Raw genomic sequence first — 16,046 nt, 5'->3', positions numbered from 1 at the left:
GTCTGTCGCCACAAATGCACGTTGAACCGCGGGGCAAGTCCGTTTTCGGGTCAGCCTTGCTGGGCGAGGATGTCGCGGGTCACGGCGGCCTGTTCGGTCAGGACGCTGCTGATCATGCCCTGGGTCTCGTTGATCTGGACGACGATGGCACCGATCGCGCCCAGCGACTCCACCACGTTCCCCGCGTCCGTCTGGATGGCGCCGATCAGGGCCGCCACGTTGTCCGTTGCCTTCGCGGTCTCCTGGGACAGCTGCTTCACCTCCGAGGCGACCACCGCGAAGCCCTTGCCCGACTCGCCGGCGCGGGCCGCCTCGATCGTGGCGTTCAGCGCCAGCAGATTTGTCTGGGCCGCGATCGCGGTGATCACCCCGACCACGTCGCCGATCTTCGCGCTGGATTCGGAGAGGCGGGAGACGACCTTGTTGGCGTCGCCGGTCACCGTGCTCGCCTGGCCGGCCACGGTGGTGGCCTGCACGACGTTGCGTTCGGCCTCCTCGATCGAGGTGACCAGTTCGGCGCCGGCCGCGGCCAGCTTGCGGGCCTCGCGGATGCGCTGGACCGCCTGCGACACCAGGAACGCCGTGTTGCGCAGCGCGCTGGCCCGGCTCTCGGACAGCTCCAGCCGTTCGGTGGCGAAGAAGTCCAGCGTGCCGATGACCGCGTCGGACACCATCACCGGGAGGCAGACACCGGACTTCACGCCGACCCGCTGCGCCACGGGGGCGCGGACGCAGTCGGTCATCGTGCCCAGGTCGGCCACGAACACCATGTCCCGGGCCTGCCAGGCCCGGCCGGCCAGGCCGACGCCCCGCGGGAAGCTGGCCTGACGGGTCACCCGGCGGAACTCCTCGCCGGCGTCCCCGGACTCCAGGACGAAGGTCAGCGCGTTCTCGTGGGCGTCCACCGTCCAGAACGACCCGTACGTCCAGCCGAACTCGCGCCGGATCGTGTCGAGGGCGCCGCTGATCGCCGCGTCCTCGTCGGCGGCCGCGGACAGTTGCCGCATCACCGTGTTCACCGCGGCGACGTCGGCGGCCGCGGCGGCCTGCTGCTCCGCGACGGTCACCCGCTCGAGCGCCTGGGAGACCAGCAGGCCGATGCTGCGGAGGATGTCCAGCCGCTGCGGGGAGGGGTCCAGGGTGGCGGTGGTGAAGAAGTCCATCGTGCCGACCACCCGGCCGGCCTCGATCACCGGGAAGCACACCCCGGAGCGGACGCCGGCGCGCTGGGCCACCGGTGCCCGTACGCAGTCGCGCATCTCGCCCAGGTCGGGGACGAAGACCAGGTCCCGCTGCTTCCAGGCCCGGCCGGAGAGGCCCACGCCCTCGGCGAACGACGCCTCCGTCGTCACCGCGCGGAACTCCGGCCCGGCGTCGCCGGACTCCACCGCGAAGCGCAGCACGCTCGCCTCCGGGTCCAGCCGCCAGTACGAGCCGTAGCTCCAGCCGAAGCAGTCCCGGACCGCGTCCAGCGCCACCTTCGCCGCGGTCGCCGGCGTCGACGCCGTCTGCAGGGCCACCACCACCTTGACCAGGGCGGCGCTGTTCTCCCGCGCCTCGGTCAACGCGTCGGCGTCCCCCCGCCCGCGCTCCTGCCGCCGCATGCCCACCGTCGTTCTCCCCTCAAGGCCATTACAACAACAGATCGACACGTACGGCGGGAAATCAGCCGGAAACGAAAAAGTCCGACGGTCGGCGGGCGCAGGAGCGTCATCGCCCGCGCCACGGCCACCCGGGCCGGCTCGCCGCCACGCGCGCCGAAGCCGAAAACGACGGACATGGCCCCGCCTTTCCGCGGAGGGAAACGTTGTGTTCGTAGTGCGAACAGTAGTCGTTCGTACTACGAACACAACGGCTCTGTTCCGCGGATCACACCGTTTCGTCCTCCGCCGCCAGGAAGACCGCCGGGACCTCGTGGTCGCGCACGACGCGGCCGAGCAGGGCGGCCAGCGTGTCGCGCTCCCCGGCGGTGAGGGACGCCGGCAACTCCTCGACCCGGCGGCAGGTCTCGGCGTAGAACTCCTCGACCACCCGACTGCCGTGCGCCGTCAGCGCCACCCGCACCAGCCGCTGGTCAGCGGGGTCGGGCACGCGCCGGACGAAGCCGTTGCGCTCGGTGCGGTCGACCAGGCCGGTGAGGCTCGACCGGGCCAGCCGCAGCATCGGGCCGAGCTCGCTCATCCCGTACGGCCGGGCCATCAGCACGCACAGCAGCTGACCCTGCTGCGCGGTGAGACCGTATTTCCGGGCCGACGCCGAATACACCGTATCGACCAGGAACGCCGACCGCACCAGGGCGGCCACGATCCCCATTTCGCCGTCCTCGGTCTTGCTCATACCTCGAGAATACCGGACCGTTCGCAGTGCGAACTGTGGGCGGACCGCTCAGCCGAAGTCGTGATCGGCGTACGCGGCCCGCAGCGCCTTTTTGTCGGGTTTGCCCAGACCGGTCAGCGGCAGCCGGTCCGTCACGATGACGTGCTTGGGCGCGTGGACCGGCCCCTTCCGGTCGCGGACCAGGGCCTTGAGTTCCGCCGCCAGGCCCTCCTCGGCAGAACCGTCGCGCAGCACCACGATCGCGGTGACCGCCTCGCCCCAGGTCGGGTCGGCCACGCCGATCACACCCACCTGCGCCACCGCGGGGTGGGTCGCGATCGCGTCCTCCACCTCACGCGGGAACACGTTGAAGCCGCCCGTGACGATCATGTCCTTGACCCGGTCGACGATGTGCCAGTAGCCGTCCGGGTCCTCGCGGGCCACGTCGCCGGTGCGCAGCCAGCCACCGGTGAACGCCGCCGCGGTCGCCTCCGGCTTGTTCCAGTAGCCGGCGGCCAGCAGCGGCCCGGCCACGCAGATCTCGCCCGGCTCGCCGGGCTCGACCGGGTCGCCGCGCTCGTCGAGCAGCGCCGTGCGCAGGAACGCGGACGGCCGCCCGCACGAGGTCAGCCGGGCGTCGTCGTGCTCGCCCCGGGGCAGGTAGCTGATCGCCATCGGCGCCTCGGACTGGCCGTAGTACTGGGCGAAGATCGGCCCGAACCGGTCGATCGCCTCGCGCAGCCGTACCGGGTTGATCGACGCCGCGCCGTAGTACACCGTCTCCAGGCTGGACAGGTCACGCGTACGCGAATCGGGGTGGTCGAGCAGCGCGTACAGCATGGTCGGCACCAGCATGGTGGCGGTGATCCGCTCCTGCTCGATGGTGCGCAGCACCTCGGCCGGGTCGAAGCGCGGGAGCACCACCAGCGACCCGCCCTTGAGCAGGGTGGGCACGAAAAACGCGGCGCCGGCGTGCGACAGCGGCGTGCACACCAGGAACCGCGGCGCGTCCGGCCACTCCCACTCGGCCAGCATCACCTGCGACATGGTCAGCATCGACTGTGCGGTGCCCATCACGCCCTTGGGCAGCCCGGTGGTGCCGCCGGTGTAGGTGATCGACACGACGTGGCCGGGCTCCAGCGGAGCCGGCCGCAGCGGCGCCGCCTGGTAGACCGAAGCGGTGGCGACCAGGTCGACCGCGCCGGGCAGCGCCGAGGGGCCGATGGTGAGGATCTGCTTGAGCCCGGGCGCCTTCTCCAGCAGCCCGAGCGCGCGTTCCGCGTAGACCGGGTCGACGATGAGCGTGCCGATGCCGGCGTCGTTGATCGCGTACGCGTGGTCGTCGAGCGAACCGAGCGGATGCAGCGCCGTCCGCCGCGCGCCCAGGATCTGCCCGGCCGCGACGATCAGCAGCACCTCGGGCCGGTTGCTGGACAGCAGCGCCGAGGGGCCGACCCCCAGGGCTTCGAGGGCCTGCGCGTAGCGGCTGACCTCGGCGGCCATCTCGCCGCCGGTCAGGGTGGTGCCGCCGAGCTCCATCACCGGCTTGTCCCGGTGCCGTCGCAGCGCCGCGACCATCAGGTGGCCCAGGTGGTTAGGTTCCCGCATCGCCATGGGTTTCTCCTCGATAAAGGGTGACCACGCACGCGCCGCCGAGCCCGAGGTTGTGCGCCAGCCCCAGCCGCGCTCCCGGCACCTGGCGATCGCCGGCCTCGCCACGCAGTTGCCAGACCAGTTCGGCGCACTGGGCCAGGCCGGTCGCGCCCAGCGGATGTCCCTTGGAGATCAGCCCGCCGGACGGATTCACCACCCACTGGCCGCCATAGGTGGTCGCGCCGGACCGCACCAGCTCACCGCCGCCGCCTTCCGGACAAAGACCGATTGCTTCGTACGTCAGAAGCTCGTTGATCGAAAAGCAGTCGTGCAGTTCGATCACATCCACCTCGGCGATGCCCACCCCGGCGTCGGCCAGCACGCCCGCCGTGGCGCGGCGGGTCATCGGGGCGCCCACCACGGCGATCGCCGAGCCCCCGGCGAACGACTCCTCGGTGTCGGTCACCATCCGCTGGCCGACGATCTCGACGTCCCGGCCGGGCCGCGCGGCTCGCTCGCCCACCACGACCGCGGCCGCGGCGCCGTCGGACATCGGCGAGCATTGCGTACGGGTGAGCGGCCCCGCCACGGTCTTGTCGGCGAGGATCTCGTCGAGCGTGAACGGCCGCTGGAACTGGGCGTACGGGTTACGGGTGGAGTGCTCGTGGTTCTTCACCGCGACCCGGGCCAGGTCCTCGGCCGTCGTGCCGTACCGGCGCATGTGCTCCTCGGCCGCCCGCGCGAAGAACCACGCGGTCAGCGGGGTGCCGTCCGGATCGCCGGGCAGCGCGGCCAGGTGCGCGTCGATGGGGGACACCTTGGACGGACGGCCGGCCATCGCCTCCCGGGTCATCTGCTCGAAGCCGACCGCCAGCGCCACGTCCACCGCGCCGCTGAGCACCCACTCCCGGGCCAGCATCAGCGCCGTCGAGCCGGTCGCGCAGTTGTTGTTCACGTTGACCACCGGGATGCCGGTGAGCCCGACGTCGTACAGGGCGCGCTGGCCGGCCGCGGACGGCTGGAACACGTACCCGACCGCGGCCCGCTGCACGTCGCCGTAACCGATCCCGGCGTCGGCCAGCGCGGCGCGCACCGCCTCACCGACCATTCGCGGATAGCCGATTTCCCCGCCGATCCGGGTGAACGGCGTCATCCCGACCCCCGCCACGTACGCCCTCATGCTGTGCCTTCCTCAGGCATGCCCTTCCGGCCCTCGCCTGCGACGCCGTCGTCCGGTGGGGCTGGGTGCCGCGCGGTGCAGGTGGTCACCCCGGCACCTCGCTTCCCACCACCCAGAGCGCGTGGAACTGCGACGCGCCACCCATCGCGTGCCCGACCGCCCGGCGGGCGCCCGGCACCTGGTGCTCGCCGGCCAGGCCACGCACCTGCAGCGCCGCCTCGGCGAACCGGAGCAGGCCGGTGGCGCCGGTCGGGTTGCCGGAGAGCACCCCGCCGGACGGGTTGACCGGCAGGTCGCCGCCGAACGCGGTGCGGTCCGCGTCGACCAGCCGCCAGCCGTCGTGCTCGGCGGCCAGCCCGGTGTTCTCCAGCCACATCGGCTCGTACCAGCTGTACGGGATGTAGAGCTCGGCCACGTCGATCTCCCGGGCCGGGTCGGCGATGCCGGCCTGCCGGTACGCGTCGGCCGCGCAGTCCCGCCCGGCCTGCGGGTTCACCTCGTCGCGGCCGGCGAAGTGCCCGGTCTCGGTGCGCCAGGCCATGCCGTGGATCCAGGCCGGCGGCCGCGGCGCCCGGCGGGCCAGCTCGGCGCCGGTGACCACGATCGCGCACGAGCCGTCCGAGGACGGGCACGACTCGAGGTAACGGACCGGGTCCCAGAGCATCGGCGACTGCCGCACCTCCTCGACGGTCAGGTCGGCGCGGCGGATGTGCGCGTACGGGTTGCGCGCCGCGTTGTGCCGGTGGTTGACGGCCACCTTCCAGCCGATGTGCTCGGGCGCCCCCGACCGGCGGATGTACTCCCGGATCACCGGCGCGAAGTGGCCGCCCGCGCCCGCCCCGAGATGCGAGCTGAACGGCAGCCCGCGGGACAGCGCCCAGGTGAAGTTGCCCTCCGATTCCTTGCTGTACGCGACGACCAGCACCCGCCGGGCGAGGCCGGCCGCCACCAGATGGGCGCCGAAGATCGCCGCGTGCCCGCCGACGCTGCCGCCGGTGAACACCCGGGTGACCGGCAGGCCCACCGCGCCCATCGCGTCGGCCAGGTACAGCTCCGGGTTCATCACCCCGTCGAACAGGTCGGGCGTCTTGCTCAGCACCACCGCGTCGATGTCGCCGAACCCCAGCTCCGCGTCGGCAAGGGCCTCGTCGACCGCCTCCCGGACCAGCGCGCCGATCGTGACCTCGCGACGCTTGGCCTGCACACTCTGCCCGACCCCGATCACCGCCAGCGGCCCGCTCATCGCGCCTCCCCAGCGTCGCGTGCCGGTGCGGCGTCGCGTGCCGGTGCGGCGTCGCGTGCCTGTGCGGCTTCGGGCGGTTGTGCGGTGTCGCGTGGTTGCGCGGCGTCGCGTGGTTGCGCGGCGTCGCATGGCTGTCCGGGTTCGCGTGGCTGTCCAGCGTCGCGTGGCTGTTCGGGTTCGCGTGGCTGTTCGGGTTCGCGTGGCTGTGCGGCTTCGGGCGGCTGTGCGGCGTCGCGTGGCTGTCCGGGGTCGCGTGGCTGTCCGGGGTCGCGTGGCTGTGCGGCGAGCAGGCAGACCAGGTTGTGTTGCAGGGCCGGGCCGTTGGTGGCGTGCGCGAGGGCCCGCCCGGTGGTGCCGTCCATGATGCGGCGGGCGGCTTCGCCGATCCGGATCAGGCCGGTGGCGGTGGCCGGCCAGCCCGCGAGGGGACCGCCGGACGGGTTCACCTCCGCGTTCTTCAGGCCGAGCTCGGCGACCAGCAGCGGCTCCTGATAGCTGTACTCGGTGTGCAGTTCGGCCACCTGGACGTCGGCCGTGGCGAATCCGGCCAGTTCGGCGGCGCGTTCACCGGCCCGGCGGGTCGAGGGGGAGCACGTCAGATCCCGTACACCCGGGTAGTGGGTCTCCATCCGGTGGTCGAGCCCGCGCACCCAGGCCGGGTGAGCGGTCAGCCGGCGGGCGGTGTCACCGGCCGCGAGCACGATGACGGCGGCCGCGTCGCCCGGTGGCGCGATGTCGTGGGCGCGCAGCGGTGCAGCCACATGTGGCGCGTCCATCAGCTTGTCCACTGCCACGTCCTTGTATCGGGACACGATTTCGGCCAGCTGTCGCTCGGTGAGCAGCCCGGCGTCGATCAGCGCCCGCGCTTGCAGACCGGCCAGCGCGTCGCGGTGTGGCCGCAGCGGGGCCAGCAGGTAGGGGTCCAGCTGGGCGGGCAGGATCTGGTCGAGGTCGGCGGCGAGCGAGGAGCGGCCGATGCCGTACACCATCGCGGTCTGGCCCTCGCCCAGCTGCAGCCAGGCCCAGGCCTCGGCGAACGCCCACGCCGCGTCCATCTCCACATGGGACTCGGAGATCGGCGGCCAGGCGCCGACCGCGTCCAGCGACTCGATGTAGGAGAACGTGCGGCCCTCGTAGAAGTCGTGGCTCCCGGACGCGAAGAAGTCGATGTCGTCGCGGGTCAGCCCGCACGCGTCGAGGGCCTCCCGGATCACCGGCAGCACGATCTCGGCCATGTCGTGCTCCCGGTCGGCCGGCACGCACGGTGACTGCGCGAAGGACACCACCGCGACCTCACGCATCGGCCGGCCCGATCGGCGTCTGGGCGTAGGGCACCACCGCGACCTCACGCATCGGCCGGCCCGATCGGCGTCTGGGCGTAGGGCACCGCCGCCACGTCACGCGTCGGCCGGCCGATCGGGCGGAAGTACCGGATGCTCGTGGTCGACGTATCGAGCTCGTCGTCATCCACCCAGACCGGCTCCACCCGCAGGCCGATCGTCACCTCCTCGGGCGCCACCTCGCGTACCAGATGCATGAGACGGTTGTGGGCGCCGTCCAGCATGATGTGCGCGACCACATACGGAGGCTCGTAGACCTGTCCGGGGAAGGGGAAATTCACCACGCAGAAGGTGGACACCTCGCCGGTACCCGGAAGCTCGAACGGCGGGCCGACCGGGCGCAGGCAGCGGGAGCAGAACTCGGGGGCCGGCGCGTAGACAAGGGAACAGCCGGGGCAGTGGCGGGCCAGCAGGCGCCGCTCGTTCAGCCCGCGGAGGAAGACCGACCGGCCGGTGCCGGCGACATAGGTGTAGTTCATGTACAGCGGGCTGGACGTCGTCTCGACCGGCTCGGGCAGCGTCATGGCGCCTCCGCCTCGAAGCACCAGAGGTCGCGCAGGTCGCCGCTGCGGTCGGGGCGCCACTTCGCCCGTACGCGCAAACCGGTCTTGATCTGGTCTTGGTCGCCGCCGACGTCGACGCAGTGGAACAGCGCGCCCACCGTGCCGTCGATCGCGATCAGCGCCCAGGCGAAGTCGTGCGCCACCGGATCGCCCGGCCGGGCCGGCACCCAGGTCCACGTGGTGACCGTGCCGACCGGCTCCAGCTCCACGAGCTCGCCGGTCGCCGCGCCGTCGACCGGGTCGAACTCGAGCGGCGGGCACAGCACGCCCCGCGCCGTCCGCACCCCGAAGAGCCGCGCCTCGCGCAACCCCGCCAGGAACGTGCCGATCTTGGGCCCCACCGTCCGGCGGAAGGGAAATTCGATGGTGTACGGCGCGGACAGGCTCATCGCGCCCGCCGCTCGTAGCCGGCCCGCTCCGCCGAGCCGATGGCCGACAGCACCGCCGCGTCAGCGCCGGACATGCGCTGCGGCCAGTCGCCGAACAGCGAGCCTATTTTGAGCAGCACGCCCACCCGCGCCGGCACATAGGTCTCCGGGCGCGGCCGGCGCACCACCCGGACGATCGCCTCGGCCACCGTCTCCGGCGGGATCGGCCGGTAGCCGCGCACCTCGATGCCGGCCGACAGCTCGGTGGCCACCAGGCCGGGCAGCACGCAGGACACCGCGACGCCGCTGCCGCGCAGTTCGGCCCGCACCGCCGCGGAGAAGGCCAGCACCCCCGCCTTGGTGGCGGCGTAGGTGGCCGCGCCCGGGCCCGGCGCCCGCGCCACCACCGACGCCACGTTCACGATGTGGCCCCGGCCGCGCGGCCGCATCCGGGTCACCGCCTCCCGCGTGCCGTGGATCGCGGCGTGCAGGTTGACCGCGAGGATGCGGGCGGTGACCTGGTCGGGCTCGTCCTCGATCCGGGCCAGCGGCATGATCCCGGCGTTGTTCACCAGCACGTCCAGCGGCCCCTCGCGGCTTTCCACCTCGTCCAGGAACTTGGTGTAGGCGGCCCGGTCGGTGACGTCGAGGGGCAGTGCCCGGGCGCCGATCTTCGCCGCGGTGCGCTCGGCGACGGCCACGTCGAGGTCGCCGATGACCACCCGGCAGCCGGCGCGGGCCAGCGCGGCGGCGGTCGCGGCGCCGATCCCGCGACCACCGCCGGTGATCGCCACGGTTCTCATCCCAGCGGAAGAGCGACGGACTTGAGCTCGACGTACGCGTCGATGCCCTCCGGGCCGAACTCGCGGCCGATGCCGCTGGCCTTGAACCCGCCGAACGGCGAGTTGAAGTCCAGCAGGTACTGGTTGATGCCGACGGTGCCGGTGCGCACCCGGCGGGCCACGTCGACGCCGTGCTCCACATCGGCCGTCCAGACCGTGCCGGCCAGCCCGTACTCGGAGTCGTTCGCGATCCGCACCGCCTCGTCCTCGCCGTCGTAGGGGAGCACGCACAGCACCGGGCCGAAGATCTCCTCGCGGGCGATCCGCATCCCGTTGTCCACGTCCGCGAACAGCGTCGGCCGTACGTACCAGCCCGAGTCGAGGCCGTCCGGCATGCCCGGGCCGCCCAGCACCCGGCGGGCGCCCTCCCGCTCGCCGAGCTCGATGTACGAGCCCACCCGCTCCTGCTGGCGGCGGGCCACCATCGGGCCGATGTAGTTGGCCATGTCCAGCGGGTCGCCGACGGTCAGCGTGCCCATCATCGCGGCGATCGCGTCGACCACCTCGGCGTACCGGGCCCGCGGCGCCAGGATGCGGGTCTGCGCGATGCACGCCTGCCCGCTGTTCATCAGCGAGGCCATCTGCAGGCCCTGCGCGACCTCGCCCGGGTCGGCGTCGTCCAGCACGATCGCGGCCGACTTGCCGCCCAGCTCCAGGGTCACCCGGCGCAGGTCGTTGCCGCACAGCGCGGCGATCCGCCGGCCCGCCGCGGTCGACCCGGTGAACGCCACCTTGTCGACGCCCGGATGCGTGACCAGGTGCTCGCCGACCTCACGCCCGGCCGGCAGCACGCTGACCACGCCCTCGGGCAGCCCGGCCTGGTCGAGGATCTCGCCCAGCACCAGCCCCGAGGCGGGCGCCTCGGGCGCCGGCTTGAGCACCACGGTGCACCCGGCGAGCAGTGCCGGCACCAGCTTGGCGAGCGTCACGAAGTGCGGCACGTTCCACGGCGTGATCACCCCGACCACCCCGGCCGGCTCCCGCCGCACCACGACCGGGCTGCCGAACGAGCCGACCCGCCGCTCCTCCCACGGATAGCTCTCCGCCGCGGCGACGAACGCCTCCAGCGCCATGGCGGTGGCGCCGACCTGCCCGACGTGCGAGAACCAGAGCGGGGCGCCCATCTCGGTGCTGATCAGCTCGGCCAGTTCCTCCTGCCGGGCCAGGTACGCGGCGGCGAACCGCTGCACCGCGGCGAGGCGCTCGGCCGGCTCGGCCCGCGACCAGGGGCCCTCGTCGAACGCCCGGCGGGCCGCCTCGACCGCACGGTCGACATCCGCCTCGGTCGCCTCGGGCGTGCCGCCCACGGGTTGCTCGGAATGCGGCGACACCACCGGGATCCGCCGGTCCGAGGCCGGCGCCGCCCACCGGCCGCCGACGTAGAGCTCCTTGTACTCCAGCATCGTTGCTCCTCACCGGGAACGGCGCAAAACTAGAACGCGTTCTCGTTACCATAACAGGATTTCGGCCATCCGAGACCGGTTACTCTCCGTAGTCGGATGATCTACGTCACACCGTCGAAAAGGGACGGATCTGGATTCGGCGCCGGTCCGTCGCTAGGGTGTGCAAGCCACATTGGCGGGCGGGGGCCGCGTTCGTGCGCGCTCATCGCCGAGCGCAGTCCAGATAGGATCGACTTTGTCGCCGAAATCGGCCGAGTCCGCCGTCGAGCCGGACGAGCCCACCAAGAGTCCGGCCCGCCGGCAGTCGATCAAGCGGAGGGTCGTCCGGCTGGTCCTGGTGCCCAGTGTGGTCGCCCTGCTGCTCTGGTTCACCGCCTCGGGTTACCTGGTCTTCCAGGGCTTCTACAACCGCGCCGTCGCCCAGTCGGTGCGACAGGTCTCGATCCCCGCGGTCGCCGCGCTCTCCTCGATCCAGCAGGAGCGGCGGCTCAGCGTGGCGTATCTCGCCCGCCCCTCCCGCGACCTGAACGCGCTGCTCAGCCAGCGCAGCAAGACCGACAAGCAGGTTGCCGACCTGCGGACGGCGGCCGGCGCCGCGCTCGGCCTCGCCCCGGATTCGATCAAGTCCAAGTGGCAGGCCCTGACCACGGTGCTCGACCAGCTGCCGAACACGCGCAGTGCCGTCGACGCGCGGTCGTTGACCGCGGCCAAGGCGTACGCGTTCTACAACACCGTGCTGGACGCGGCCACCGACCTGTTCGACAACCAGGCCCGGGTCGTGCCCGACGTGACCGCGACCCAGGGCGGCCTCACCGCCACCGAGGTCTTCCGGGCCAGTGACCTGATGTCCCGGGCGGCCTCGTCGATGGACGGCGCGTTCGCCTCCGGCGCCCTGAACCAGGCCAGCTACCTCCAGTTCGTCCGGCTCGTCGGCGCGTACCGCTTCGCCCTGGGCGACGCCGCCGGCCACCTCGAGCCGGACGCCCGCAAGCAGTTCGACACGCTGCAGGCGACCGCGTCCTGGCAGCAGCTGACGACGGTGGAGAACGCCATCATCTCGGCCGGGCCGTGGCATTCCGGGGTCCCGGTCAGCATCTCGGCCGGCCGCGACAAGTGGACGAACCTGACCGACGCGGTCTCCGACGACCTCATCAACGTCACCGTCACCCAGGCCGACCGGGTCTCCGCCAAGGCCCTGGACACCGGCAACAACCAGCTGCTCACCGCGCTGCTGGGCAGTCTCGTGGCGCTGGCCGTGGCGATCGGCGCGATCGTCTGGGCGGTGCGCCAGTCGCGGGTCCTGGTCGACCGGGCCCTCTCGGTGCGCCTGGCCCGGCTCGGCACGGACGCCGGCGAACTGGTCGACCGGCGGCTGCCCGCGGTCATGGACCGGCTGCGCCACCGGGAACCGGTCGACCTGATCACCGAGTTCGCCACCGCCGACTACGGCGGCGACGAGATCGGCCGGGTGGCCGAGGTCATCAACCGCTCGCTGCTGGTCGCCGCGGGCGCCGCGGTCGACGAGGCGAAGGCCCGCGCGGCCGGCACGGCGATGCTGATGGGCGTCGCCCGGCGTCCGCAGCGCCCGCTGCAGCGCGGCCTGAAGGTCGTCGAGGACCTGCAGAACCGGATCGGCGACGAGCAGCTGCTGGTCGAGCTCTTCGACATCCACCACCAGCTCAACCAGACCCGGCGCTTCCTGGAGAACCTGGTCATCCTGGCCGGCGGCCAGATCGGCCGGCACTTCAAGAACCCGGTCACGCTGCGCCGGGTGCTGCTCGCCTCGTTCGCCGAGGCCCGCAACTACCAGCGGATCACCCTGCGCGGCGCGGCCGACGTGGCGCTGGCCGGGCACGCGGTGGCCGAGGTCATCCACCTGACCGCCGAGCTGCTCGACAATGCGCTCGCGTTCTCCCCGCCCGCGTCGACGGTATGGGTGACGGCGAACCAGGTCAACCACGGCGTGGCCATCGAGATCGAGGACGCCGGCGTGGGGATGAGCGCCGACGCCGTCGAGCAGGCCAACACCCTGCTGGCGACCGCGCCCACCCCGGACGTCACCGAGCTGAAGGACGGTGCGCAGGTCGGCCTGTACGTGGTGGCCGAGCTGGCCAAGCGGGAGGGCCTGCAGGTCAGCCTGCGGCGCTCGGCGTACGGCGGGCTGCTGGCCATCGTGCTGCTGCCGGAGCGGCTGCTGGTGGCCTCGACCGAGCCGCCGGAGAGCGGCACGGCACCGGCCCGGATGGCGCCGTCGGCCGAGACCCGGCACGAGCCCGAGCGGCCGGCCATGCCCGGCATCGTCCCGACGGCGAGCCGGTCGGCGGTGGGCCTGCTCGAACCCGAACCCGAACGCCTACCCGGGCCCGGGCCCCAGCGCGTACCCGAGACTCCAGGCGGCGCCGTGACCACACCCTCGCGCCCGGAACGGCCACCGCTGCCGCATCGGCGGCCGCAGCAGCACCTCGTTCCCGAGCTGCGCGAGGACGGCGCCGACCAGGGCGCCCCGCCGCCGGCCCGCTCGCCCGACGAGGCACGCAACCGGTTCGCGCGCTACCAGCAGGGCCGCAACGAGGGCCGGGTGGCCGGCCGCGACGAACAACAGACCTACGGCGAGCAAGGCGGGAACGCGTGACCATCTCGACATCGCAGAACGATCTGCCGTGGATGCTGGACGACCTCGTCGAGGTCCCGCACGTGGTCTCCGTGGTGGTGCTCTCCACCGACGGGCTGATCGTGCAGAAGTCCTCGGCCATGTCGCAGGACCTCGCGGAGATCCTCGCCGCCGGCGCCTCCTCGATGTACAGCGTCGCGGCCGGCACCGGCCGGCGGTTCGGCAGCGGCGCGGTCCAGCAGGTGATCATCGAGTACCTGGACCACACCCTGTTCATCGCGGCGGCCGGCCAGAACGCGCGCCTGGCCGTGCTGTGCGACCAGGACGTCGACATGGGCATGGTGGCGTACGAGGTCAGCCGCTTGGTGACCCGGATCGGGGAGTACCTGGGCACCGCGGCCCGCTCCGCCGGGGACGGTTATGCCGTTTGACGTCTGGGACGGCGAGGACGAGTCGGCCGGCGGCCGGTTCGTGCCCCTGTACGTCCTGGTGAACGGCCGAACCAGCCCCCGCGACAGCCGCCTCGACCTGGCCACCCAGGTGGTCGCGCTGCCGGTGGACACCCGCCTGCTGGACGCCGAGTACCTGCGCATCGTCGACCAGTGCGGCAACTGGATCTCGGTCGCCGAGATCGGCGCCTACCTCCAGATCCCGCTCACCATCGCCAAGGTGATGGTCGACGTGCTGGTCGAGCAGGGCTACTTGGGCGTCGGCACCCCCGCCCAGAGCAAGATCGTCGACCGCCACATCCTCGACTCGGTGCTGGCCGGGCTGGAACGGCTGTAGGAGAGCAGGACGTGGAACGCACTTCCGTCAAGATCGTGGTAGCCGGCGGTTTCGGCACCGGCAAGACCACCCTGGTCGGCTCGGTCAGCGAGATAGCCCCGCTGACCACCGAGGAGGTACTGACCGAGGCCAGCGTCGGGGTCGACGACACCACCGGCGTGGAGGGCAAGACGCATACCACGGTGGCGCTGGACTTCGGCCGCATCACGATCAGCCCCGACGTGGTCCTCTACCTGTTCGGCACCCCCGGCCAGGACCGCTTCTGGTTCATCTGGGACGAGCTGGCCCAGGGCGCGGTAGGAGCGATCGTCCTGGTCGACACCCGCCGCCTGGAGAGCAGCTTCCCCGCCGTCGACTACTTCGAACGCCGCGGCGTCCCCTTCGTGGCCGCGGTCAACCGCTTCTTCGGCGAATGCGCCTACACCGAGGACGAAATCCGCTCCGCCCTGGAACTAGCCCCCGAAGTCCCCCTGGTGTGGTGCGACGCCCGCGACCGCGGCTCCAGCAAGCTGGCCCTGATCGCCCTCGTCCGGCACGCCCTCGGCCGCCTCTCGCCCGCCCGCGCCTAACCGGCTCCGCTCGGCTCCGCTTCACTTCACATCACTTCGTCGTTCCACTTCACATCGCTTCACCTAGCCGAGCAAGATACTAGCTGAGCAAGATACTAGCCGAGCAAGATACTTGCTCAGCAAGATACTAGCTGAGCGAGATAGTCGTCTCGGATAGTGAGCCCGCGGTTTCAGGAATGGGCACCATTCCAAATGCCGGCCGATGCTCCCGCCAACCGGCCACCGCGTCCATATGCTGGGCTTTCGCAATGCCGCCTGTCCCGATATTTCCCCCAAATCGGGCGGCACGCGCGCCCGACCTCGCAAGGGTGAAGCCGGAGTGCTCGCAGCGAACACGGATTCTCCAAGATCTGGGGCCCCGAACTGGATCGTGGAGACTTTGTGCTCGTCGCCGGCGACCGCACGCGGCTGGGTGATCGCAAAACGGCTCGCTGATCGCAAACGGCAGGCTGGCAGCACAAACGGTTGGCCGGTCTGCGCGGACGACGGCAGGGGCGAAAGCCACCGGTCGAGGCGGCGCAGCCGCCGCAACACCCCAAACCCGAAGGTGGGTGATCTCCTAGCGACGGCAGCCGTCGCAAGGAGATCACTCACCGCCCCAGCGCAACAAGCACGCCAGCCAGATCTTCGCAGCGATGGCCGGGTCTGGGCAGAGCCCAGGGTCTACCCCCGAACACCCAGGAGTGGACAACGGCGAAGCGGTGCCAGCCAACGGAACGGCGGACAACGGGACGGGAGGCAGCCAGCGTGCCGACAGCGGCCAGCGGGATGGCGGTGGGCCGCATGGTGGCGGTGAGCAACGGGACGGCGTGGGCTGCGGGGGTGGCGGCGGGCTGCGGAGGCGGCGGTCGGGCAGCCGGGCGGCGGCCGGGCGGCGGGGTGACGGTCGGGCGGCGGGGTGACGGTCGGGCGGCGGGGTGGCGGTCGGGCGGCGGGGTGGCGGTCGGGCAGTGGGGTGGCGGTCGGGCAGTGGGGTGGCGGTCGGGCGGCGGGGTGACGGTCGGGCAGCGGGGTGACGGCCGGGCAGTAGGGCGGCGGCTGACAGCCGGGGCGGTGGCGGACGGCGGGCCGGGGCCGACGGCAGCGGAGCGCAGGCGGCCGGCGGCGGGCGAGGGCGGGGACCGGCGGGGTGGCCGGGCCATGCGGGACAGCCCGGCGGCCGCGTGCGGAGGGCGACCAGCGACGGCGCGAGGCGCCGCAGCGGGACTGATGTCCGGCGTACGAAATGGTGG

14 protein-coding genes are annotated in these 16,046 nt (G+C 72.3%); 4 read left to right on the top strand and 10 right to left on the bottom strand.

The window, feature by feature from the left end; translation table 11 throughout:
* Positions 1-50 precede the first annotated feature (50 nt).
* The 10 genes from IH26_RS0119010 to IH26_RS0118960 form a co-directional block, all read right to left on the bottom strand.
* Positions 51-1,604 carry a GAF domain-containing protein gene (locus tag IH26_RS0119010; protein ID WP_030437557.1) on the bottom strand — a complete coding sequence of 518 codons (1,554 nt, stop codon included), beginning with the start codon at positions 1,602-1,604 and terminating at the stop codon, positions 51-53.
* A gap of 265 nt (positions 1,605-1,869) precedes the next feature.
* Positions 1,870-2,337: a MarR family winged helix-turn-helix transcriptional regulator gene (locus IH26_RS0119005; RefSeq protein WP_030437556.1), complete on the bottom strand. Its 468-nt coding sequence runs from the start codon at positions 2,335-2,337 to the stop codon at positions 1,870-1,872.
* A 48-nt stretch (positions 2,338-2,385) separates the two neighbouring features.
* The gene (gene fadD8 / locus IH26_RS0119000; protein ID WP_051808279.1) at positions 2,386-3,930 is read right to left on the bottom strand and encodes a fatty-acid--CoA ligase FadD8; all 1,545 of its coding nucleotides are present in this window, start codon (positions 3,928-3,930) and stop codon (positions 2,386-2,388) included.
* Positions 3,911-5,089, bottom strand: coding sequence for a thiolase C-terminal domain-containing protein (locus tag IH26_RS0118995; protein ID WP_030437554.1), 1,179 nt, complete (start codon positions 5,087-5,089; stop codon positions 3,911-3,913). The genes fadD8 and IH26_RS0118995 overlap by 20 nt, the downstream gene beginning before the upstream one ends.
* Before the next feature lie 85 nt (positions 5,090-5,174).
* Positions 5,175-6,314 (bottom strand): thiolase domain-containing protein, encoded by a 1,140-nt coding sequence (locus IH26_RS0118990; RefSeq protein WP_211268703.1) that lies wholly within the window; start codon positions 6,312-6,314, stop codon positions 5,175-5,177.
* Between the two features lie 14 nt (positions 6,315-6,328).
* The gene (locus IH26_RS0118980) at positions 6,329-7,633 is read right to left on the bottom strand and encodes a lipid-transfer protein (RefSeq protein ID WP_084598916.1); all 1,305 of its coding nucleotides are present in this window, start codon (positions 7,631-7,633) and stop codon (positions 6,329-6,331) included.
* Positions 7,634-7,677: 44 nt separating this feature from the next.
* Positions 7,678-8,196: a Zn-ribbon domain-containing OB-fold protein gene (locus tag IH26_RS0118975; RefSeq protein WP_051808278.1), complete on the bottom strand. Its 519-nt coding sequence runs from the start codon at positions 8,194-8,196 to the stop codon at positions 7,678-7,680.
* A complete protein-coding gene (locus IH26_RS0118970; RefSeq protein WP_030437550.1) occupies positions 8,193-8,624 on the bottom strand; it encodes a Zn-ribbon domain-containing OB-fold protein in 432 nt (143 codons plus the stop codon). The genes IH26_RS0118975 and IH26_RS0118970 overlap by 4 nt, the downstream gene beginning before the upstream one ends.
* Entirely contained in the window at positions 8,621-9,397 is a 777-nt protein-coding gene (locus IH26_RS0118965) for an SDR family NAD(P)-dependent oxidoreductase (RefSeq protein ID WP_245665297.1), read from the bottom strand. The genes IH26_RS0118970 and IH26_RS0118965 overlap by 4 nt, the downstream gene beginning before the upstream one ends.
* Before the next feature lie 5 nt (positions 9,398-9,402).
* Positions 9,403-10,848 (bottom strand): aldehyde dehydrogenase, encoded by a 1,446-nt coding sequence (locus IH26_RS0118960; RefSeq protein ID WP_030437548.1) that lies wholly within the window; start codon positions 10,846-10,848, stop codon positions 9,403-9,405.
* A 235-nt stretch (positions 10,849-11,083) separates the two neighbouring features.
* Here IH26_RS0118960 and IH26_RS0118955 point away from each other — a divergent pair, with 235 nt between their 5' ends.
* The 4 genes from IH26_RS0118955 to IH26_RS0118940 are packed head-to-tail and all read left to right on the top strand — an operon-like array spanning position 11,084 to position 14,814.
* Positions 11,084-13,480 carry a sensor histidine kinase gene (locus tag IH26_RS0118955; protein WP_051808277.1) on the top strand — a complete coding sequence of 799 codons (2,397 nt, stop codon included), beginning with the start codon at positions 11,084-11,086 and terminating at the stop codon, positions 13,478-13,480.
* Positions 13,477-13,890 carry a roadblock/LC7 domain-containing protein gene (locus IH26_RS0118950; protein WP_030437546.1) on the top strand — a complete coding sequence of 138 codons (414 nt, stop codon included), beginning with the start codon at positions 13,477-13,479 and terminating at the stop codon, positions 13,888-13,890. Before IH26_RS0118955 ends, IH26_RS0118950 begins: the two co-directional genes overlap by 4 nt.
* A complete protein-coding gene (locus IH26_RS0118945) occupies positions 13,880-14,245 on the top strand; it encodes a DUF742 domain-containing protein (protein WP_030437545.1) in 366 nt (121 codons plus the stop codon). Before IH26_RS0118950 ends, IH26_RS0118945 begins: the two co-directional genes overlap by 11 nt.
* An 11-nt stretch (positions 14,246-14,256) precedes the next feature.
* Entirely contained in the window at positions 14,257-14,814 is a 558-nt protein-coding gene (locus tag IH26_RS0118940; RefSeq protein WP_030437544.1) for a GTP-binding protein, read from the top strand.
* Positions 14,815-16,046 lie beyond the last annotated feature (1,232 nt).

Origin of the sequence: Actinoplanes subtropicus, assembly GCF_000721705.1 — a bacterium.
Classification (GTDB): Bacteria; Actinomycetota; Actinomycetes; order Mycobacteriales; family Micromonosporaceae; genus Actinoplanes; species Actinoplanes subtropicus.
Note: the sequence above shows the minus strand (reverse complement) of the source record. Positions and strands in the feature narration are given on the sequence as shown.

Coding starts and splice junctions, on each gene's coding strand:
- IH26_RS0118975 (WP_051808278.1), bottom strand. CDS start 8,196: ATGACGCTGCCCGAGCCGGTCGAGACGACGTCCAGCCCGCTGTACATG.
- IH26_RS0119005 (WP_030437556.1), bottom strand. CDS start 2,337: ATGAGCAAGACCGAGGACGGCGAAATGGGGATCGTGGCCGCCCTGGTG.
- IH26_RS0118960 (WP_030437548.1), bottom strand. CDS start 10,848: ATGCTGGAGTACAAGGAGCTCTACGTCGGCGGCCGGTGGGCGGCGCCG.
- IH26_RS0118995 (WP_030437554.1), bottom strand. CDS start 5,089: ATGAGGGCGTACGTGGCGGGGGTCGGGATGACGCCGTTCACCCGGATC.
- IH26_RS0118980 (WP_084598916.1), bottom strand. CDS start 7,633: ATGCGTGAGGTCGCGGTGGTGTCCTTCGCGCAGTCACCGTGCGTGCCG.
- IH26_RS0119010 (WP_030437557.1), bottom strand. CDS start 1,604: ATGCGGCGGCAGGAGCGCGGGCGGGGGGACGCCGACGCGTTGACCGAG.
- IH26_RS0118945 (WP_030437545.1), top strand. CDS start 13,880: ATGCCGTTTGACGTCTGGGACGGCGAGGACGAGTCGGCCGGCGGCCGG.
- IH26_RS0118970 (WP_030437550.1), bottom strand. CDS start 8,624: ATGAGCCTGTCCGCGCCGTACACCATCGAATTTCCCTTCCGCCGGACG.
- fadD8 (WP_051808279.1), bottom strand. CDS start 3,930: ATGGCGATGCGGGAACCTAACCACCTGGGCCACCTGATGGTCGCGGCG.